Source organism: Acididesulfobacillus acetoxydans, assembly GCF_902729405.1.
Lineage (GTDB): Bacteria > Bacillota > Desulfitobacteriia > Desulfitobacteriales > Desulfitobacteriaceae > Acididesulfobacillus > Acididesulfobacillus acetoxydans.
Genome location: NZ_LR746496.1, coordinates 2,891,746 through 2,912,887 on the forward strand (window position 1 = coordinate 2,891,746; position 21,142 = coordinate 2,912,887).

15 protein-coding genes and 3 pseudogenes are annotated in these 21,142 nt (G+C 51.2%); 8 read left to right on the top strand and 10 right to left on the bottom strand.

Features of this window, described 5'->3' with window-relative positions:
- Positions 1–4: 4 nt before the first annotated feature.
- Positions 5–2,056 (bottom strand): glycosyltransferase family 39 protein, encoded by a 2,052-nt coding sequence (locus MNU25_RS12820; RefSeq protein WP_240985429.1) that lies wholly within the window; start codon positions 2,054–2,056, stop codon positions 5–7.
- Between the two features lie 876 nt (positions 2,057–2,932).
- Here MNU25_RS12820 and MNU25_RS12825 point away from each other — a divergent pair.
- From MNU25_RS12825 to MNU25_RS12840, 4 genes and pseudogenes are all read left to right on the top strand, one after another.
- Positions 2,933–4,660, top strand: coding sequence for a SulP family inorganic anion transporter (locus MNU25_RS12825; protein WP_240985430.1), 1,728 nt, complete (start codon positions 2,933–2,935; stop codon positions 4,658–4,660).
- A 902-nt stretch (positions 4,661–5,562) separates the two neighbouring features.
- Entirely contained in the window at positions 5,563–6,231 is a 669-nt protein-coding gene (locus MNU25_RS12830; RefSeq protein ID WP_240985431.1) for a redox-sensing transcriptional repressor Rex, read from the top strand.
- A gap of 220 nt (positions 6,232–6,451) precedes the next feature.
- Positions 6,452–6,835 (top strand): annotated as a pseudogene (locus MNU25_RS12835) (alanine dehydrogenase); the annotation flags it as partial.
- Positions 6,836–6,884: 49 nt separating this feature from the next.
- Positions 6,885–8,029: pseudogene (locus MNU25_RS12840) on the top strand (IS3 family transposase).
- Between the two features lie 403 nt (positions 8,030–8,432).
- Here the strand turns inward: MNU25_RS12840 and MNU25_RS12845 are convergent.
- Both MNU25_RS12845 and MNU25_RS20550 read right to left on the bottom strand, forming a co-directional pair.
- The gene (locus MNU25_RS12845) at positions 8,433–9,338 is read right to left on the bottom strand and encodes an IS3 family transposase (protein WP_240985432.1); all 906 of its coding nucleotides are present in this window, start codon (positions 9,336–9,338) and stop codon (positions 8,433–8,435) included.
- 44 nt (positions 9,339–9,382) lie between these two features.
- Positions 9,383–9,682: pseudogene (locus MNU25_RS20550) on the bottom strand (transposase); the annotation flags it as partial.
- 187 nt (positions 9,683–9,869) lie between these two features.
- Between MNU25_RS20550 and MNU25_RS12850 the strand changes: the two are divergent.
- Complete coding sequence (locus MNU25_RS12850) at positions 9,870–10,538, top strand: AAA family ATPase (protein ID WP_240985433.1); 669 nt, start codon at positions 9,870–9,872, stop codon at positions 10,536–10,538.
- A 641-nt stretch (positions 10,539–11,179) separates the two neighbouring features.
- On the opposite strand, the gene MNU25_RS12855 is transcribed toward MNU25_RS12850, so the two are convergent.
- The 5 genes from MNU25_RS12855 to MNU25_RS12875 all read right to left on the bottom strand — a co-directional run bounded on the left by MNU25_RS12855 (position 11,180) and on the right by MNU25_RS12875 (position 17,012).
- A complete protein-coding gene (locus tag MNU25_RS12855; RefSeq protein ID WP_240985434.1) occupies positions 11,180–12,847 on the bottom strand; it encodes a class I adenylate-forming enzyme family protein in 1,668 nt (555 codons plus the stop codon).
- A gap of 501 nt (positions 12,848–13,348) precedes the next feature.
- Entirely contained in the window at positions 13,349–14,680 is a 1,332-nt protein-coding gene (locus MNU25_RS12860; RefSeq protein WP_240985435.1) for a beta-ketoacyl-[acyl-carrier-protein] synthase family protein, read from the bottom strand.
- Positions 14,673–15,131, bottom strand: a complete 459-nt coding sequence (locus MNU25_RS12865) for an acyl-CoA thioesterase (RefSeq protein ID WP_240985436.1) — start codon at positions 15,129–15,131, stop codon at positions 14,673–14,675. The genes MNU25_RS12860 and MNU25_RS12865 overlap by 8 nt, the downstream gene beginning before the upstream one ends.
- 1 nt (position 15,132) lies before the next feature.
- Positions 15,133–16,308: an MFS transporter gene (locus MNU25_RS12870; protein ID WP_240985437.1), complete on the bottom strand. Its 1,176-nt coding sequence runs from the start codon at positions 16,306–16,308 to the stop codon at positions 15,133–15,135.
- A gap of 188 nt (positions 16,309–16,496) precedes the next feature.
- Positions 16,497–17,012, bottom strand: a complete 516-nt coding sequence (locus MNU25_RS12875; RefSeq protein WP_240985438.1) for a MarR family winged helix-turn-helix transcriptional regulator — start codon at positions 17,010–17,012, stop codon at positions 16,497–16,499.
- Positions 17,013–17,579: 567 nt separating this feature from the next.
- Here MNU25_RS12875 and MNU25_RS12880 point away from each other — a divergent pair.
- The 3 genes from MNU25_RS12880 to MNU25_RS12890 all read left to right on the top strand — a co-directional run bounded on the left by MNU25_RS12880 (position 17,580) and on the right by MNU25_RS12890 (position 19,354).
- Complete coding sequence (locus tag MNU25_RS12880; protein WP_240985439.1) at positions 17,580–18,002, top strand: hypothetical protein; 423 nt, start codon at positions 17,580–17,582, stop codon at positions 18,000–18,002.
- A gap of 505 nt (positions 18,003–18,507) precedes the next feature.
- The gene (locus MNU25_RS12885) at positions 18,508–18,858 is read left to right on the top strand and encodes a hypothetical protein (RefSeq protein ID WP_240985440.1); all 351 of its coding nucleotides are present in this window, start codon (positions 18,508–18,510) and stop codon (positions 18,856–18,858) included.
- Positions 18,782–19,354 carry a hypothetical protein gene (locus tag MNU25_RS12890; protein ID WP_240985441.1) on the top strand — a complete coding sequence of 191 codons (573 nt, stop codon included), beginning with the start codon at positions 18,782–18,784 and terminating at the stop codon, positions 19,352–19,354. The genes MNU25_RS12885 and MNU25_RS12890 overlap by 77 nt, the downstream gene beginning before the upstream one ends.
- Positions 19,355–19,449: 95 nt before the next feature.
- Here the strand turns inward: MNU25_RS12890 and MNU25_RS12895 are convergent, their stop codons facing one another.
- Positions 19,450–20,433 carry an oxidoreductase gene (locus tag MNU25_RS12895; RefSeq protein ID WP_240985442.1) on the bottom strand — a complete coding sequence of 328 codons (984 nt, stop codon included), beginning with the start codon at positions 20,431–20,433 and terminating at the stop codon, positions 19,450–19,452.
- Between the two features lie 16 nt (positions 20,434–20,449).
- Complete coding sequence (locus MNU25_RS12900; protein ID WP_240985443.1) at positions 20,450–20,824, bottom strand: hypothetical protein; 375 nt, start codon at positions 20,822–20,824, stop codon at positions 20,450–20,452.
- Positions 20,825–21,142: the final 318 nt, after the last annotated feature.

A 21,142-nucleotide genomic window follows, 5' to 3' on the forward strand; every position in this document is an offset into this window, starting at 1 on the left:
GAAATTAGGATGCTGCGGCACGACTCAAGTCGTATAGCTGCAGGTCAGGCATACGGCCCGTCCAGGGAGAGCCGTCACTGCCTTCGGCAGATGCGTTGCTATCCCATTCCTGTTGCGGCACCAGGGTCCCGTGGTCCTCTACCCACTGGGTAACCGCTGTCTGACTGCCCATCCAACCTAACCTGGCGGCTGGGTTGGGACCCTTTCCTGCGTTGCCGCCGGGCAAGCCGGTAACCATGAAGTATCTGAGCTCGCCGGCCGCAACCATTTGTTGCAACCGTGCCACCGTCAGTATGGGATCTCGGCCCATGAATCCGCCGACCGCCATTACCGCTTTACCGGTCTGCAGGATGATTGGCGCAGCCGTCATCGCATTAGGAACCGCCACCAGATAGGTTGCGTTGCCGTTATGCCGGAGCAGAAAGTTGATCAATTTCGACGTATTGATATCGCCGCCGAAACCGAATCCCCCGAAGCCCCGTCCGTTCGCGCCGTTTTCGGCCAACTCCGGACCGGCAGTAGGGCTGCTGGCGTTGGTCCCATACATCATGGGGGTAAGCGACCAAACCGCCGGAGCGACGAGCAGAGCTGACAAAGCGGCCGCCGCGATGAACCTTGTTCCCCGGGCCGGTTCCGTGCGGCTCCTCACCTTGCCGATGACCAGGGCGAGGGCGCACAATCCGCTTACTCCGGCCGCCACGGGGGTAAGCCAGGCACTCCACGTCGAATAGCCGGACAGGATGAATACCTGCAGGGCGGCGGTGGCCGCCAGGGCCACAGGAAGGAAGAAGGCTTTCCAGCCGCTCTCGTCCCGGTACAACAGGTACATCTCCCGGAAGCCTATAGCCGCCAGCGCCGCTATACCGGGCGCCAACATGGACATGTAGTACAGGTGGGCCAGACTGGCTATACTGAAATACACCACCATAGGGAGGACCCACAACCCCCAAAAGCCCAGCGCCAGCCGTACAGTCCTGGATTCGTCCGGGTCAGCGCCGCGCCGCCTGCTTCTCAAGTAGGCCCCGAGGATACCGAGGAAGGCCAGCGGCAACAGCCAGCTAATCTGTCCGGCCATCTGGTTGTCCAGAAGCCGCAAAATTCCGCTGCTGCCACCACCCATGCCGAATCCGCCATGTCCTCGCGCCCCACTGGGCCTGACCCCTTTCCCGTCCGGGACATGAAACCCGGCTTCGCGATCGGCGAGTTCGCGCTCCCATTGATCCGCCAGCCTTGGCGAGAAATCCGCCTTTAAACCGGTGAATCCGTGTCGGGGGAGGACCCTCTGGATACCGTTGTAGCCCACGGCCAGTTCCAGTTCCGAATTGGTCTGGCTGCTTCCCACATAGGGCCGCATGGAGGCAGGCGTCATATCGACGACAGTCACCCAGGAAAGGGATACCACCACGAGCACGGCGGTGGCCAGCGCCAGGTGACCCAGCCTCCGCCCAGGCTTGACTCGGGCATAAAGCCAATAGACCCCGTAGAACGCCGGCACGACCAAAAATGCCTCGGCCATTTTGACGTTGAAACCGATGCCCACGAGACCCAGGGCGAGTACCAGATACTTCAAGCTGGACCGCTCTGCGGCAAGAATCAGAGCCCAGGCGGCAAAAAGAACCACCATGACCAGGGTCGGGTCCGGTTCATTAGTCCGGCTCACCGCCACCAGAATAGGGGTTACGGCCAAAACGGCGGCTGCCACCAGACCGCAGCTTTTGCCAAACACCCTCTGGACCAGATGATATATCAGGGCCACCGATACCACCGTCGCCAAGGCCTCAGGCAGGATCAGACTCCAGCCCTGGAAACCGAAGAGTTTCGCGCTGGCCGCCTGAAGCCAGAAAGCGATGGGTGGTTTGTCGATAGTCACATAGCCACCGGGATCAAAGGATAAAAAGAAAAAGTTATGCCAACTCATCAGCATACTTTTTACCGCGGCGGCGTAATAGGTGTTACCGTAACCTTCCTTGCCGACCCCGTAATAACTTAGAAATCCGGTAATTACCAAAATAAAGAACAAGATTATCTTATGCCACGTTCTTCGTATGGTTTCCATTGACTGTCCCCTTTCACGTTAACCGCCGCCTATTCTGAAGTACAAACATTCAAACTGGGATGCTCAGAATACTTTCCATCTATCCCAATCTATCCTTATATGATCTATCTCCCCTCCGCACAAAACATATTTTACTCACTATTTGTGTCAATCTCTTGGGGAAGATTTTCAGGAACCTTGAACTTCTTGTAGACAGTTCCTAAACAATTTGCTTCTAGAATAGGGAGATAGTTAGATTCCCCTGAAAAAGTCCGTATTTTATAACATCCAGCCAACGCCTCCGCTGGTAAACCCTTTATTCATGCGGGTTGGGTTGGATATCTTTGGCCGAAATTTCTTCGAATTAGCAGTTTTTCAGGGGACTCTAGTTATTATATACCGGGAAGTAAAGATGACCCCTCCAGCCAGGAGGGGTCATCTTTATGAGCGTTTCTTCGTCTGTGCGGAATGCCGTTCAAATCCTGCTGAGAAAGCAGGTTAGTGGGTAGAAGGCACCTCTCACGGGATGCCAGCCCCCGCTCTCACCGGACGTGCAGTTTTCCCGCATCCGACGGCCCCAATGCTATCCCCCAGCGGGAAGACAACACCTCTGGTGAGTGCATCTCAACATACTATCGCTATTTCCAGATTGTCCCGAAGCATAGAACAAAATGATTATGATTATACCATCATCCTATAGACACTGGATGTTTGCGGTGCTAACCTCTCCTTGTGAGCACAATCACATACTCCCAATAAGGGGAAAGGAGGGGTTAGAAATGACAGGGTGACGAGGGATGGGGGGCCTGTCACCTTCTATATCCCGGCCGGGGGAAACACTACCCACAATTCCACAAGGAAGTGTCATAAGCAAGAGGATTGAAAGGTGGGATTTGTATGTCTAGCTTAACACTTGATAAACCTACTTTTATCGCTAAGCATATTCCCTTCATCGAGACGATCAGGAAGTACAAACGGGAAAATATTCGAAAAGACATCATAGCTGCTTTAACGGTGGCGGTGGTGGCGATACCCCAGTCTATGGCTTACGCCCTCATCGCGGGGGTCAACCCGGTTTATGGTCTATATACCGCGATCGTATCTGCCATTCTCGGTTCAGCTTTTGGGAGTTCAAATCAGCTGGTTACGGGACCGACCAATGCCATTTGTCTGCTCGTAGCCGGTGGTATGAAGAACTATATGGGGCTTACGAATGCCTATGAATTGCTTTTTCTTATGACATTTCTCGTGGGCATTTTTCAAATACTCTATGGAGTCATTCGGCTGGGTAAATTGATCAATTTCATTTCCCATTCGGTTATGGTAGGTTTTACTGCCGGAGCTGGGTTTTTAATCGCCATCGGTCAACTCAGTAATTTATTCAATATCTCAATCAAGAATTCGGCGCAAATGTCGCCTATGCAAATCTTCTATTATATAGTAACCCATCTGGGTCAAAGCCACATCTACTCGCTGACGCTGGGGTTACTGACCATCGCCATTATAGCGACCTGCAAAAAGATCAACAACAAACTGCCGGGTGCCTTAATCGGGGTCATTGTTCCGGCATTCTTCATCGTTACCTTTTCGCTGGAACAGAGAGGGGTCAAACTCATTGGCGTCATTCCGGCGGCCTTACCGCCTTTTAAGATGATACAATTCAGCGCAGGATCCGTACAGGAGGTCTTGCGGGCTGCGTTTGCCGTGTCGATCGTGGGACTGGTGGAAGCCATATCGATCTCAAAATCCATTGCCAGCACTTCCCGGCAAAAAATTGATTCCAACCAGGAATTTCTCGGTCAGGGTATTGCGAATACCGTGGGAGCATTCTTCCAGTGCCTTCCTTCTTCCGGTTCTTTTTCACGGTCGGCTATCAATTATGCCAACGGAGCCGCGACTCGGTTATCCGGAATCCTATCGGGAGTGGTCGTTGCCGCAGTTCTTGTCTTCTTTGCCCCCTTTGCCAAGTATATCCCTCAAACATGCCTGGCCGGGGTGTTGATGGTTGCGGCTTATAATTTGGTTGACGTCCAAGAATTCAAGAAGGTGGTCCGGTTAGGAAAATTGAAATCCGACTCGATTGCCCTGTGGATCACGTTTATCGCCGTGATTCTCATGCCAAACCTTGACTATGCTATTTACACTGGGATTGCGTTATCTATTCTCTTATACCTGAAAGATACAGACCAAGCGTCGGTAAAAATCCTTCTCCCAGCGAGAGGAGAGGAATCTCAAATCCTGGAGAAAGAGATTAAATCGGTTAAAGAAAAAGTCGAGGTACTCATTGTTCAGTTGGAAGGGAATCTTTACTTCGGTTCTACCGCTGACCTGGAGGAAAGGCTTGACAGCTTGGTGGGTAAATCCAGAGCCTTTATTTTGAGAATGAAGTATGTTAGTACGGTCGATGTGACATCCCTCAATGCGCTGAAGGTTTTTATCCGGACTGTCGGAGACGCGGGGGGAGTTGTCCTCATCAGTGGCGTAAAGCCCGAGCTCAGTGTCATGCTCGAGAAGGCCGGTATTGTTTCTGAGGTGGGTCCGGACAATATATTTATGTCGGAAAACGAGATCTACGCTTCTTCCAATAATGCTTTAGAGAGAGCCAAAACAGTTCTGAGTTATTGAAGATTCTTCAGACAGATCGTGCGGGAAACCCTTTGGGCTCGTGCGCGGAGCATGACGATGAGTTGTTTGCGTAATATCCCACTTGTTCGGGACCTTTCACGCCTTTATCCGTGCTGTTGGAATAGTGATTGAATTTGCAATATGTATTAGAGATTTTGGCGATATCGTTTAGCTATAGACGAAACCCGAAGACACTGTTAGACTCATGTCAGTTGCTAAGACAAAAGATCACAGGGTGAGGGAAAGAACGATGGAGAGGGGGCGTTTGGCATGTTGGAGTGGATAGTGGCGTTGATGATTGGTATATTTGTTATCAGCTGGGTCGCAGTCGTTACAACTTCTCTCTATCAAATCATTAAAGTTCCCCTGAGTCACTTACACCTGGGTCACTTAAAATGGATAAGTTCATCAACTATCAAATGACGTGTACTCTTCGGTTCTAGGAGTCTGTGTAACGGAGCCTTTACTCTTGTATTCTTTGGCAAGAGTAAGAAATCCTTGAGGAAAGAAGTGTTGTAGCAATGGACCGTATCTTAAGTGTCAAGAAAGCTACAGTCAGGTCTGCTAATGAGCGAACGGACGTGATGGATGAAGTCACCCGACGGGAGTTAGACTCTGGTCGAAGGGGAGGTAAGTCTTGGGACACAGCGGAAATTAACAGAAAAAAAACTTCAGTACGCGAAGTTTTGCGGCGCATAAATGCGGTACTTCAGGAAGAAAATGACGAACTCGAGCAAGAAAATCGTGAACTCCAGCAAGAGAATCGTGAAGTCAAGGAAGATAACTGTAGACTTTGGGAACAGAACCATGAGCTCAGACGGTCAATGGGGCTGAAATAGGCATGAAAAGTGCGGTGAGTCCTCGGGGACGCTTTGCCTGCGTCCCCGAAGGGGAGGATATCCATGAAGCTGAAAATTCCTGAAGCAACAATCATTCGACTTTCTTTATATCTGCGCAACCTTTGCGAAATGGAGCGCAAGGGCCACGTGACTATTTCATCAGAATATCTGGCGAAAAGTCTTGGTATTAAATCGGCCCTCGTGCGCAAAGATTTGGCTTACTTCGGGGAGTTCGGAACCAAAGGTGTGGGGTATGATGTGAAAGACTTACACGCACAGATTCTCCGGATTTTTGGCTTAAATGCGAATTGGAACGTGGCAATCATCGGTGAACCCGGATTAGCGGTATTTCTGGATAACAATTTCAAGAAACGCGGATTTGTTATCTCCAGTATCTTTAATCTGGATCCGGAAAAGGTTGGCACGGTGGTCAACGGTGTACGGATTCAAGCGATGGACTCCCTGGAAGCAACCCTTAAGGGAAAGAATACGCGGTTGGTTATTCTCGCGGTACCGGCCCCCGTAGCGCAGGAGATAGCGGACAAATTAGTGAAGGCCGGCATTCAGGCGATCCTGAATTTCGTTCCGGTTGTTTTGAACGTTCCGCCGTGGGTAAAACTTCGCAATGTTGATTTGGTCATGCATTTGGAGATTCTGACCTTTTGTGTGGGCACCCAAAGGGTGAGACTTGTCGAATCAAGGGGTAAGCGACCGTGGATAGGACAAGCGTAAGCGGAGAGGGATAGTTATTTGGCATTACAACCATATCGACATACTGTAGACACCGCAGGGAGGCGATGATAAGCTCGCGGTGGAAAAGCAAGAAAGGAGTGGGGGGGTACATGAGGTAAAAAAAGGTTTAACAGGGAAACCACTCTATCGATTCAGTCAGGGATTCAGCCAGCTTGTGAGGACAAGCCAAAAGACGATAAGTTGAGAGGAGAAAACCGAAATGATTATTGGTGTGCCAAAAGAAATCAAGAACAATGAGAATCGAGTCGCCCTTACACCCGCCGGTGTGATGACCCTTCACAAAGCCGGTCACCGGGTCATGATTGAAAATAACGCGGGGGTGGGAAGTGGAATTAATAACGGGGAATACGTCGCCGCAGGTGGCGAAATCCTTGCGACTCCGGCGCAAGTCTATGCGAGTGCTGAAATGATCATGAAGGTTAAAGAGCCGCTGCCTGCTGAGTATCCATTCTTCCAAGACGGACAACTACTTTTTACCTACCTTCATTTGGCTCCGGAACCTGTGCTGACCGCCGCCTTGCTGAAGAAAAACGTTGTAGGCATAGCCTACGAAACAGTCCAGCCCGCTGATGGCAGCCTCCCGTATAATGCTACATAGAAACAAGACAGAAAAAGAGGAGTAAGTTAGTTGTATGACGACCATCAGAAGAAAGTTTACGCCGGAAGAAAAGACACGAATTGTGCTGGAAATTTTGAAGGAAGAAAAGTCGGTCTCGCAGCTCGCATCTGAGCATGGCGTTCACACGAATGTCCTTAATAGGTGGAAATCGGAAGCTGTTCAGAATCTCCCGCAATTGTTCGTCGATGATCGGAAAGGCATCACGAAAATGAAGAATGATTACGAAAAAACGCGAACTCTACGCCGAGATTGGACAGCTCACCAGTCAATTATCGTGGCTCAAAAAAAAATCTGGCCTCTAACCTGTCACGCGATGAACGTATCGACCTGCTGGAATGGGATTGCCCCGAACACGCGCTCAGCGTTCAAGCCGAGCTGCTTAGCCTGAATCGCTCCAGCCTGTACTACAAGCCGGTCCCTCCCTCTCCGGAGGAGATTCGCCGCAAGCACCGGATTGATGAACTCTATACGCAGCATACGTTCCTGGGCTACCGGAGAATCGCTGCCATCATGAATCGGGAAGGAGATGGAATCCACGAGAATACCGTACGTCGCTACATGCGTGAAATGGCTATCATGGCTGTCTTTCCCGGGCCGAACCTGAGCAAACGGGATCTCCAACATCGGATCTATCCTTACCTGCTCCGGAAGCTGCAAATTACAAAGCCCGACCAAGTGTGGTCTGTGGATATCACCTACATCCGCATGACACATGGCTGGATGTATCTGTACGCTATCATGGATTGGTACTCCCGTTTCATTGTCGATTGGCAGCTCGATCAAAGTCTGGAGATTGGATTTGTGCTGGAGACGATGAAGCGAGCACTAGCGCGGCGTAAGCCTGAAATTATCAACAGCGACCAAGGCAGCCATTTTACAAGTCCACAGTATATCGATTTGCTGAAGGAACATAACGTTCGCATCAGCATGGATGGCAAAGGCCGTGCCAAGGACAATATCGTCATTGAGCGCTTCTGGCGTAGTCTCAAGTACAATGAGGTCTATATCAATGACTATGCAAGTCCACGGGAGACCAGGCAGGGGGTGGAACGCTACATCCACTTGCATAATCACTATCTGCCGCATCAGTCCCTGCAAAAGCATACGCCAGCAGCTGTGTATAACCAAGAGGTCAAGCTGCTATCCACACAGGAATAACGAACAACATCGGACTCCCAAGCCTGCAACTGTGGATAATAGAAAACTAGCATTTATCAACGTGTGGATAAGTCAACGCTCCTGCTTGGGCTACGTCCTCATCCTATCAAAGTATCTGTTATATTAATCCATATTTGGAATAACGGAATATAGATCCTAGTTGGGGCAGGCAAAGATAATGTGAATTTTTTCACCCCTTAAAAATCTAAAAAAATTGTCTTGACATCTTGTAGCACTATACTTGGCCGAGTTTACAACTTCCGGCCTCTCAAGGTAAAGGGTCCGCTTTGCCGGGCTTACGCCCGCCCTTGACATTGAAGTCCTCCAGCCGTTGTGCGCAATCAAGCGGTTGTCAAGGGTTTATCCGCAGATGGAATCTGCCCTCTGCTGCACATCAGCACACTTAAACTTTCACCACAAAGCGTTTGATTTCTCCTTTGCTGAGCTTTTCTTGGAATTCTTCAGGCGACAGGTCGTAAAGGCTGTCGTGATAACGGCGTTTGTTGTAGAAGTCAAGATAGTTAACGATTACCTCATACGCTTCGGCGTAACTGCCAAATTCATGTTTTGAGAGACATTCCCGTTCTAGGTTGGAGTGAAACGATTCGATGTGAGCGTTCTTGTTCGGTGTCTTCGGCGGAATTCTCTCGTGCTCTACACCCCAACTTTCACAAGCGGTCTCAAAAATATGACTAATAAACTGCGGCCCATTATCTGTCCGGATCACGGGCTCATTTGAGCTTCCAAATATTCGCCGACGCCAGAGAGCTCTTTCCAAGGTCTGGGCGGCGTGTTTGCCTTCGCAGCTTAAACCAATTTCGCAGCTTAAACCAATATGGTAATCGACCAGACTGCGGTCATACACGTCAAGAATGCCCATGAGAAAGAAGAATCGGTCTTCTCCGCGGATGTATCCGTACTTGATGTCCATTTCCCAGAGTTGATTCGGTGCGGTTATCTCTCGGTTTCTTGCGATCCGGCGGGGATGCTTGACTCGTAAACACTTAGCCGCCTCCAGAATATCCAGCTCTTTGCAGAGCCGATAGCCTTTTTTAAAGCTGATAACCAGATTCCTTTGCCTTCTTAAGCTTAAGGTGAGCTTTCGGTAGCCATACGCAGCCTCCTCCCCGGCCACAAGTTCCAGAAGCCATTCTTTGATCTCTTCGTCACTGATTAGCTTGCCCTCTTGGGTTCGGCAATAACCTGGACGTGGGCGTCCCCCCTTGTTTTCACGCTCCTGCTTAGGTACCTGTTCCGATTTCCTTCGGTTGTAGTACGTTGCTTCGCTGATACCAACAATTCTGAGCACATGAGCTACTGCATATCCCCGGTCAATCCATTGCTCAGCAACCTCTATTTTTTCGGAAAGCCGGGCTGGCGGTTTTTTAGAAGATCCTGATAAATTGCGATCTCAAGGTCCTTTTCTCCAAGAATCGATTTGAGCCTTCCGTTTTCCTCCTCGAGCTCGCGAAATTCCTTGGGTGACGGAAGGTACTCCGCTATCTTCTTTGCCTCGTCAGAAGCCTGTTCCCACGCCGTGTGCTCACTCTGCTTTCCCCAACGGTAGATTAGCCCAACGCTTATCCCATGTTTTTTGGCTACGGGAACCGCGTTGCCGACCTCCCGTACCTCTCGAAGAACCTCGGTCTTAAATTCTTTTGAGTATCAATTACGCTTCACCATATCCCCCTCCACATCTTCAGTGTACCCTATAAGGGGCTATGGCTCAAGTTCGGTTAGGGGGCTTTATAGCAAGGAGCTTGAGCTATCTCTGGCTCATACGGCCAAGAATATCTCTGATGATCAACTTTTCGATGAAGCCTTGGACTTACCGGAGAAATTGGCCAAGGCAGACAAGAAAAAACTTATTGTCGTGTTTGACGAATTTCAGGAGGTCGAGAGGGTCGCTGGCCAAAACAGTTTAAAGGTAATCCGCGCTCATATCCAGTTGCATACCCATGTCAATTATCTCTTCATGGCTTCGCACCCCAGCATGATGAGAACCATTTTCTCGGACGAAAACCAAGCCTTCTATCGGTTTGCTCTCTTCTTGCCGGTACCGCCGATCCCCTTAGTTGCAATGGCTCAATATATTAAAAGGAAGTTTGCCGAGCAGGGTATTCCCATTTCGTCCGAAGCAGTCCAGATGATTTTGGACATTACCGGCGGGCACCCGCAGGATACGATGTTGGTCTGGTCTGAGGTGTACCAGGCTTTTATCGAAAGTGGAGAAAATGTGTTGGGCCTTGAACATATTTTGCTGGGCAAAGACCGGGCCTTTGCGTTTCTGTCCCAGGGGTTTAATGAGGTCATTGGGAGCCTTGATTCGGTTAGCAAGACGCTGTTGCTGCGCATAGCCAGGGGAACAACTCTGTACTCCAAGGACAACCACCCGAACACCGTCAAACGTATGCTGGGGCAGCTCGTTAATAGGGGGCTTATCGAAAAAATAGAGCGCGGTAAGTACGAGTTTGTGGAACCGATGCTTAAGGGGTATCTTTTGCTGTGAGTAAAAACATTCTTTCACAAGCACTATAACAGCTTTCAGTTGCCCTAAAAAGGGGTGGGGCAAAACCCGCTCCGGCGAGACTGCGCCAGAAGTCGCAGCCTGGCCGGAGACGGTCGAACCGGGGCTAGGTAAGGAATCCCTGGGGAGATGCACATAAGTGTTTAGGCACGGGGGAGGCTCTGAACAGCGAAATGCCTCGGTGTTCCGGTGAACCCTAGCGACCATCGCCCTTATACCCTTTATACCCTTATAGAAGAGGTTTTTTTGAACAGTCCCTGTACGGGTTTTTTAGGTCCTATAATAGATATTATGTCAAGTTGGAGACGACCAGGCGACCGAAGCGGACGATTCAAGCCATACGTCATAGAGTGACCGTGCTTGGGATCCTTTTTTTCCCGATCGGCATATGTGGGTCATATGTGGGTACGACTAGTGACGGACGCAAAACCCCGTCTTTGCAAACGGGGTTTTGGATTCTTTTACTTTATACTTTATGATGATGCGAGGGTTAGACTTCGCTTTCTTCATTTCCTCACCGGATCAACCACTTTATACTCGACATTCCGTCCGCCAAATTCCGGCAAACCACTCACATTGGGAGCTCTTTCATTTTTCCGATTCTCACCCTCGGATGTCACCCCTTAAACCCTCTCCAGCAAACCCTGCGCCAAATCGTGAGCCGCTTGTTCCTTGACTTTAAAGTGCATTTTCTTTCCTGTGGCAGTAAATGGCAGCTCTTCGACGAAACGATAGTAACGGGGGCGTTTATATTTGGCCAGCATGGGATGATTGTTGCAAAAATCTGTCAGTTCTTTGGCCGTCAGGGTGGGGTCTGATTTGATAACGTAAGCGGCTACCGCTTCCCCGCGCAATTCATCCGGGACCCCGGTCACGATGGATTCTTTCACTTTAGGGTGCTGGTTGAGGACTTCCTCGACCTGTACGGGATGGATGTTTTCGCCGGCGGAATTCACCATATCGTCCTTGCGTCCGACAATCGTCACAAACTCGTTTTCGTCCCAGGTCCCGACGTCCCCGATATAAATCCAACCCTTATAAAACACCTTTTCACTGCCATATGCGTCATTGAGATAAGTGTAGGTCGTTTTGTTCGGGGCCTTCACGATGATCTCCCCGACCTCGCGGTTGTCTTTGTCCACATAGTCATCCGGCTCTCCCCTGCGGTCCGGATAGGTCTTAACCACGGCCACATCGTCATCCGTGCAGGCCCGGCCCGCCGAACCGGCCATCGCCGGCAAATCATGGGGCCTGAGAAAGGTGTTCCAAAAGGCTTCCGAGGTACCGTAGCCATTGAAAATGTTCGGAGTGAGAGCTTCCTGGAAGCGGATGCAAGCCTCCCTTTCCAAAGGGGCGCCCATCGTGACGATCCCTTTCAACCGGCTGAGGTCTGCCGGAGTCTTGAGCTGAGCTTCATACAGCATTTTTAGCATGGGTGGCGCTCCGATCAAGAAAGTAACTCCGTATTTTTCGGCCAATTCCAGACACCCTTTAGGATAGAATTGCCTAAGGACGACAATTTCTCCCCCCACATAGAGGGTGGGAGTCGGTCCCCCGGAATGCAGGCCTCCTCGGTGAAACCAAGGGCTCATATTCATCGTGCGATCCTCAGAACTCAAGGGGAAATGCATGATCACATCATGAGCGGACAGAAGATCATTGATGTTGTTGATGGGAACTCCTTTGGGCATGCCCGTCGTGCCAGAGGTATAGAGGCGGGTTGTTTCATCATAGATATGAGCCTGGCGGGCTGGTACGGGATCTTCCTGCGGACGGTTCCGGACATAATCCTGATACGTCACTTGCCCGGCCGACGGCTCCTGTTGTCCGAATATATCCACCATCACCAGCCGGCGCGGTTTATGTTCAGCCATGGCCAAAGCCTGTTCCGCCGTTTCCCGGATTTCCGCGTCGAAAACATAGACGGCCGGCCTGCTGTCGTCGATGATAAAAGCAGTTTCGCCGGGTGAGAGACGGAAATTTATTGGGCAATTAATCGCACCCAGCTTTTGCGGCGCCAGGTAGCAGAAAACGAATTCCGCCGAATTGAGCAGTTGGTACATCACGACTTCATTTTTTCCGACGCCATCTGCCTCAAGGGCGTGGGCTAATTGATTGGCTTCCTCATTCAGTTCCTTGTAAGTCCAGGTTTTCTCCCGTAAGGGACAGGTCAGAGCCCTTCTTCCGGCAAAGCGGTGTACATTGCGCAAGAATCCATTAAGATAAGTAAATTCATGCTCAAAGGTCTCTTTAAACATAGTGACATCATAAGTGAAAAGTCCTTCTGCCACAGCCGTCAAACCTCCTCTTATAATCTCTCATTACCTTATCCCCTATTACCTCTCATAATCTCTTGTAATCTCTTGTAATCTCTCATTTACTCTTACTTCTACTTCAGATACTTCTTCTACTTCTTCAGATATAGATACTACCTCAGATGCTTCTGCTCTTTTAGATACTTCTACTGTTGTTTTGGCTATCGCATGATGTCCAAATACGGACGGCCTAGACTGTCCGATATCTGACAGACAAGTTTAATCCAGTACAATTGTCCGTCAGACACCTCACAATTGCGGCCCGCGGATCCGCAAACACCCGCTACGGAAACATTACTACGGATGTTGCAGACCATAATTCCGGAATTCCGGAACACGATCCGGTGATTGCCGGGATCCTGACACTAAAACGCCAGATGATGTAAACCTCCGAAGAGGGGTCGCCGTATCTGCCCGTGTCTGCAAAGTATTGGTTATTACCCGGGCAAGTTCCGGAGCCGGTTCGGTTTTCCGGTCCTACTCCCTATAACGGCTGACGATAAGACTGGCATTTTGCCCGCCGAAACCAAATGAATTGGACATAGCGATGTTCAATTCGACCGGGCGGGACCGGTTGGGTACATAATCGAGATCGCAGAGCGGATCGGGAACTTCATAATTCAGGGTAGGCGGCACCACGCCCTGCTCAATCGCTTTGACACAGGCGATCAGTTCCGTGACTCCCCCGGCTCCCATGAGGTGACCGGTTGCCCCTTTGGTTGAGCTGACAGGAATTTGGTAGGCTCTCGGTCCAAAGACCGCTTTGAGCGCTTGGGTCTCAACCCGATCCCCTATCCGGGTTGAAGTACCGTGGGCATTGATGTAATCGACGGCGGCGGGTTCCAGCCCGGCCTGAGCCAAAGCTTTTTGCATGCATCTGATTTCTCCCTGTCCCGTGGGATCAGGGGCCGTCGTGTGGTAGCCGTCGGTGAGACTGGCATAACTCAATATTTCCGCTCGGACCATAGCGCCTCGTTTAAGAGCATGGGGCAAAGTCTCCAAAAGCACCGCCCCCGCTCCCTCCCCCATGACAAACCCGTCACGGTTAAGATCAAAGGGCCGGCTGGCTTTCTCCGGTCGTTCCGTTTGTCGGGACAGAGCCTTTGCCGCCAGCAGCCCGGCGTACATCAGAGAGCAAAAGAGCGATTCGGCTCCCACCGCCAAGACCGCATCGGCCTCGCCCGCCCGCAAGAGCAGAGTCGCCAGACCTACGGCATCGGCTCCGGAGGAACACGCCGTACTCACTGTCAGGCTCGGCCCGCGCCAACCCTGTCTAATGGCAATTTGAGCCGCGGCCACGTTGTTCAGCATTTTAGGTATAAAGTGAGGACTGATTTTCGCTGAGGAATCCAGATCCAGCTCTTCCTGCGTTTCCGTCAAGGTCTTAACTCCCCCCAGAGCCGTACCCAGAACAATTCCGATACGGCCGGGATCCGCCCCTGAGAGAGACACCGTTGCTTTATCGTCACGAGGTTCCTCCGGATAGCTCCTCCATTCGTTAGGTGCAGAGCGACAAGGCTCGGCTTTCCCTACCGTTCGGAGATTTCCAGCTCTCAGGGCCTCCTCTGCCGCCACCAGCGCAAATTGCATGAAGAGATCTGTTTCCTTGCTTAACTTTTTCCCCAAGAAATCAGCGGCCAGAAAGTTCTTCACCTCCCCCCCGATCCGCGAGGGCAGCTCACGCTCAAACTCCCTGAGCGGCCCAATCCCTGAACGGTTTTCAATTAAGCCCTTCCAGTAAGACTCCACCCCAATCCCCAGCGGAGTCACGGCTCCCATGCCTGTGATGACGATTCTTTCTTTATCCACGGCCTCCCTCCTCGTTCCCGTCCGCGCCGAGGAGACTGTTGAGTTTACTCCACAGCTCCGGATGGCGCTTCTTTAGGTCAAACGGCTTGCCTTGATGATCGACATAGGTATGGACCGTCGTCCCTTTGGCAGCCAACTGGCCATCTTGCTTATAGACCTTATAGACAAAAGTCATTCTCGTCCGCTTCAGTTCCGGGAGAGAGGTCTCTAAAACTACGGTTTCATCCGGAAAGAGCAATTTCTTATACCGACAATTGGCTTCAAGCCCCACAAGCGAAATATCCTGATACTGAAACGTGGTCATATAGGGCAGGCCGAAACTCTTGAGCAAATGTAAACGCCCATTGGTAAACCAATCGAAATACCTGGCATAATAAGTGATGCCGGCGGCGTCGCAATCGCCCCAGCCAATGGTCATTTCCAGGCGGGCGACCGGATAGGTCTTTTCCACTTCAAGACACCCCATTTTCTTTCGCCAAATTCGCCCTAAGGGCGTTGTCCAAGACCGAACCATAGCGCCAGAGCGCAATCCAGCCCACCAGCACCAGCATTGCCGCTATCAAAAACGGGATACCCATCCCATACTTTTCCCCAATAAAGCCCGATAAAATAGGTGCCACCGCCGCTCCGGCCCAGCGCATGAAATTATAGGCACCGGAGGAAATGGAGCGTGAAAACGGGGACACTTCCATGGCCAGGGTGGTGAACAGGGCATTCCCGATCCCGCAAAACAGTCCAGAAACGACAATCAAGATGAGCAGACCGTAACCATGGATAAAACCGGCGAGAACAAAAACGACGATAAGACCCACCAGGTTCAACCAAAGCAACCGCACCACCCCCACGAGCGGGCGCAGCCAATTGACGATCACGACTGAGGAGAGGGCTACCACTATACCCCAGGCAAAATAGGTATACCCCAGCAGACTGGGAGGAAGTCCATTTAGGGTCAGAGGAGAATAGGCGAGGATGGTAAAAAAAGCATAACTATAACAGAGTCCGACCAGGGCATTGAAGAGGACCGCCGGATGGCGCAGGGCGACGAATATGTCTTTGGCGGCCCGGGGCGGTTCACGCTTCGCGGGTTCTTTGACCGTAAAAAAGGTCGCCAGCAAAGCGAGTAACATTAAGGCCGAGGTACCGAAGAAAGGAAAGCGCCAGCTCAACGAACCGAGGAATCCTCCCAGTAAAGGGCCGGATGCAATCCCCAACCCCAAGGCCGCCTCATACAGGGTGATCGCCGAGGCGACACTGCCACCCGAAGCGCCCACAATGATGGATAGCGCCGTTGAGGTAAAAAGGGCGTTGCCCAGTCCCCAACCCGCACGCATGATGGCCAGTACTCCGATGCTCGGTGCCTTTCCCGACAAAAAGGCGAACACTACCACCAGGCACAAGCCGATCAACATGGTCCGCCGCCCGCCAATCCGCGTCGCCAGCACCCCGGACACCAGCATGGCCAAGGCCATGACGGCAATATAGCTGGTGAACAGCCATTCCACTTGGGACGGCGTAGCCCCCATCGCTTTGCCTATCAAGGCCAGCAAAGGGTCCACCACACCGATACCGATGAAAGCTATAAAAGTGGCAAAAGCCGTGGCGATGACCGCCGCCGGAAATCTGCTCATGAATAAACTCCCCTTTCCGCCAGAGCAAAACCACTCCTCAACTTAAAGTGAACTACTCTCCGTGAAATCGAGCTGCCATCGTAATGTGATTGTACCCGCTAGCCGTGGCGTCTGGAAAAACGCGGTTCTTAAGTGAGAGGATTCTTACCATATATGTCATATGTCCTAAATTTAACTGATCCCTCCGCTCATTCTCGGATGGTCGTCAATACCTCATGCAAGCGGTTTAGGAGCTCAGTCAGTTCCAAGAGTTCTGCTTTGTTCAGCCCCGACATATAGTAGGCCGTTGTTCTGTAATGAGATGGCAGCATGCGTTCTAACAGGGCCAATCCCTCGGCTGTTAAACACAGCAATTGTTTGCGCCGGTCGGTCGGATGGGGCCTGCGTTCTACCAAGCCTTGATTATCCAGTCCGTCGATGAGTCCTGTCAAGGTCGCCTTCGTAATTTCCGCCCTTTCACTGAGAAGAGCAAAATCTAAACTCTGGGGATATTCACGATAGAGCAGCATCAGGATAATAAAGCGCCCCCAGCTTATATCAAAAGAAGCAAAAAAGGAATCAAATACTTTTGACAAATCGGACGCAGTTCTCAGCAAGGCCAGAGCGGCGACGGCCGCTTCCTTGTCCAAGTCCGGAAAGCGCAGGGCATACTCTTGGAGCGTCTGTTCTTCCGGTAAATCTCTCAAACCAAATTGGAACAACATGGCAAACCCCCTTTGCAGCCTAATTATAAGGCGGCTAACGTACTGTGTCAAGTACTGGAAGAAAAAATGCAATGAGTAACCAAATCCCCCGGCCCCACCTAGACACTTCGCCCCACTGATTCCGCCAGCCTTTTCACCTCTTCGGCCAGACGAGAGAAAGCAGTGGGGGTCAGGGATTGGGGTCCATCACTTAAGGCCTTGGCCGGTTCCGGATGTAAGTAACGGCCGCAATTTCCTCTGCCGACGCGCTCAGTTTCATGAGGTAAACGCCTCCTTCTCCTTCTCCTTCTCCTTTTCTTTTTTTCTTTTTTTCTTTTTTTGTTCAACTTCCCTTGATCCCGCTTCCGCCACCCTGAGCAGAAACGGGACCAAGGTGGCAAAAAATAAAAATCCCGCAGCTCTTTTCGCCCCTTAGGGACGAAAGCTGCGGGTCTTTCGCGGTACCACCCCAATTGATAACCATCTGCCGCGGGTTAATCCGCTCTGCGGACCCACATTGCCGGGGATGAATATCGTCTCATTCGAAAGTACGGGAATTACTCCTCCTCCCTCTGCCACCTGCTCAGTTTGGCGAGCAGGCGTACCCAGCACTCCCGTACTTATGTAAACTCAGACGGCAGCTACACGACCCAAGTTTCCATTGGCTCCCTGCATTACAAAGATACCCACGGCCAGTGGCAGGACATTTCCAACCAATTAGTCCCTTCGAGCGAACCGGGATTTAGCCTGCAGAATAAGGCCAACGCTTTTCAGACACGTTTCGCCGAGAGCTCTGCGGCCCGGTTTCTCGCGCAGCTGAGACTCGACTCCCAGCACAAGGTTTCTTGGCGTTTAGACCACGTTCGTACCGTGCGGGCGGTGAACCGCACGCATACGGTCACTTACCCGGATATCTTCCAAGACACCGATCTAGAGTACCAACCTTTCTCAGACGGCCTGAAGGAAAACATCCTCTTGAAGGACCTCCAGGCCGAATGCCTTTCAGTTTGAATTAAACACGGACGGACTCACCCCGGTCCCACAGAGTGACGGCAGCATTACGCTACAGGATGCCAAAACCGGCAAAACAGACTTTGTTATTCCCAAACCGTTTAGTCAGATAGTAAGCAGCAGTTAAGCCGGGACGTGAGTATGACGCTGTCCCCGAGTAAAGACCCTAATATTTATACCCTTACGCTGACCGGGAATTTAAAGTGGCTGGACGATCCGTCACGTGCCTATCCCATCACTCTCGACCCTTCTTTTGCGACCAAGAACTGGTACACAACCACTAGTGCCGGTGGCGGAATGGGCACCTATATTGCCTCTTATGCCCCGGATACCTATTATTATCCTACTTCCTACATGACGACCGGTTATGATAGTGTAAATCAAGGGGTTGGCCTGTCTTTAATCAAATTTCCCAAACCTACCCTTCCGTCGGGAGCCATCGTTACCGATGCGGCCATGTCCATCTATAAATATACCACGACCAATACCCCATCAGAACAGTTGGATGCCCGTCGGAACATTAAACTCCAGAGCCTACAGCTACCACCAAGGAAATGTCACCACCGAATCCAATTTGCTCGGGGTAGCCGACAACCGGATCCTCAATGGCAGTTTTGAACAGTTAAGCGGGAGTCAACCCGTGAACTGGACGGCTTATACCCCCAGCGGGGCTTATAACCAGGTTGACGATGTCAGCGTCACCGGTACGGCGGATAGCCCCTTTGCCGACAGCAGCGGAAACAGTCACGTCTTGCACATCAACCCCGGAACCTATGCTTATGCTTATCTGCTTATGCTTATCTGCTTATGCTTATCAATGGACGAACTATATCAACCTAACCGGGCCGACCACTGATCCTTTTACCGTCAGCGCCTACCTGAAAACCGGGCAAACCGGCCCTTCCAATGGGGCTTGTATCAATGTTTACTGGTACGACTCCAGTTATAACCCAATCGGGGTCGTCCGTTTGTTCAATGTCCGCAGTACAAATTGGCAGCGCTACATTGCAACGGTTACGCCACCCAGCGGTTCTTGCTATTCCAAAGTCATGGCCATCACTTATGGCCCCTATGACGGTTATTTTGACAATGTCATGTTTGAGAAGAGCCCGTTGGCCAGAGGCTATAACCTGCTGGAGAATTCCTCCTTTGAGCTGGGATCCACGCAATGGAGAAATTCAGATAGCAGTGCTACTATTGTCAATGACGGTTCCAATGCTTATTCCGGCAGCTATGATGCCCAAATCAACCGCAGCTCGCCGGGAACTTCTGATTGGCAGTCCCTCACCGTCTTGCCGGTTAGATTCGCTAATCCTCGCCGGCCCTCACGAATCTACCCTAATCAACGTTGACTTGCGTACAGTATCTACAAGGTTGACCCTGACACGCTAAGCGTACGCCTTTCTGAGTTGCTCCGGATAGCCAGTTCAATGATCTTAATCGTTTGCTAAGCTTCTTCAGGCTTGACGCGAAGTTCCCGGCCATGGAGGATGGCGTCGGAGACGTTCTCATAAAATGCCTGGTAAGATCCCGGTAGGGTTTCAATAAAACCCACAAAATGCACTCCGCTGATTTCCGCATTCAGCTTGCCCCACTGCGTCTTAGCTTCAACGCCCCACGCTGAAACAGCGTCTGGGGTTTGCCCTGCTTTCAAAGCATCTTCCTGCGGGTCGAAACCGTATTTCAGAAATGATCCTTTTCTACCCTGAAGGGTAAAGCGTGGGCCCGGCTCCCGCACGAACATGCCGGCCTTAAGAGTAGCCTTGAGTTCCGGATAGGTCAGGATGATCTCGAAGTTGTCGACTGCTTTGCCACCCTCCCTTTGAACCCTCAAGTCTGCGGTCACGGTGTCAGGCTGCCCAAACAGAACCAGGGCTTGATCGATCAGGTGAGAACCTAAATCAAAGAGGATCCCGGAACCCGGTTCTCCCGATTCGCGCCAGGCCTCAGGATTCACCTCAGCCCGGAACCGGTCATAGTGGACTTCGTACTCCAGAATCTCCCCGAGGATACCGCCCTTGATCAGTGCCTGGACCGTCCGGAAATCTCCGTCCCAGCGCCTGTTTTGATAAACGCTGAGTATCCTTCCCTGCCTTTGGGCCAGCTCTATCAAGGACCGTGCTTCCGTCGCTGTCGGAGTGAACGGTTTGTCAACCACGACATGCTTATCCGCCATGAGCGCTTCCCGTGCCAATTCAAAGTGGCTGGAATTAGGAGTCGCCACCACGACCAAATCGACCGTCCGGTCTTGGAGGAGTTCCTGACTGCTTTTATACACCCTAATTCCCGGATAATGCCGCACGGCCTTGTCGCCATGACGTTCAACAACGGCGTACATATTCAGAGAGGGAACGGCGTTGATGAGAGGCGCGTGGAAAACCTGTCCGGCAAATCCGTAACCCAGTAACCCCACGTTGATTTTGTCGGTCATTTTATCATCTCCTGAATTAATAGCGTGGATAATCACGCAGAGCCTCGGCGATGGCTTTTAGATTTTCGTGCGGGGTGGAGTGGGGAATTTCCCAGCCGGCCATGAACGAATCGGAAATAGCCCCCAGAATATCCAGGTCAAAATCTTTAGCCACCCGTAGATTGGACTCCAGCAGCACCTTGTAATCAAGGTAGAACTGGGATTGCGTTTTGCCAATATAAAGCGGGGCAAAAGCCATAATAAGATTACAGTTAGGAGCCCTGTCCACCGGCTCTCCGGCCAGTCGTCTTTTAAGTCTCTCCTTGTAGAGATAATCCGATGACAGGCTTTGCACCCATAGCCGCTCCCACAGCAGCGGTACAGGAATTCGTAAATCTTTGTCACCCGTCATTCATGGAGACTCTTCTTAACTTAATGCGCCATTTAGACTTAATGCACCATTTAGGGAAACTCATCTTACTGGCAAAAACATGATATATGTTAAGCACACGCGTTGCACTCGGTTTCGAGAATGTTACGTGCGCGTCCACCGCTTCAAAGTCCGAGAGAAATGTTTCCTTGTCCCGCTGCTGAAGAATCTTGAGTTTGCCACAGAGCACAACTTCAGCTTTTCTCTGCATCGAACATCCCTTCTTCATCAGCGTCTCTTGATCGAGTAATCGTTCTCAGCTTCGCGAGTTGATCCTGTCACATTATACCACAATCAAGC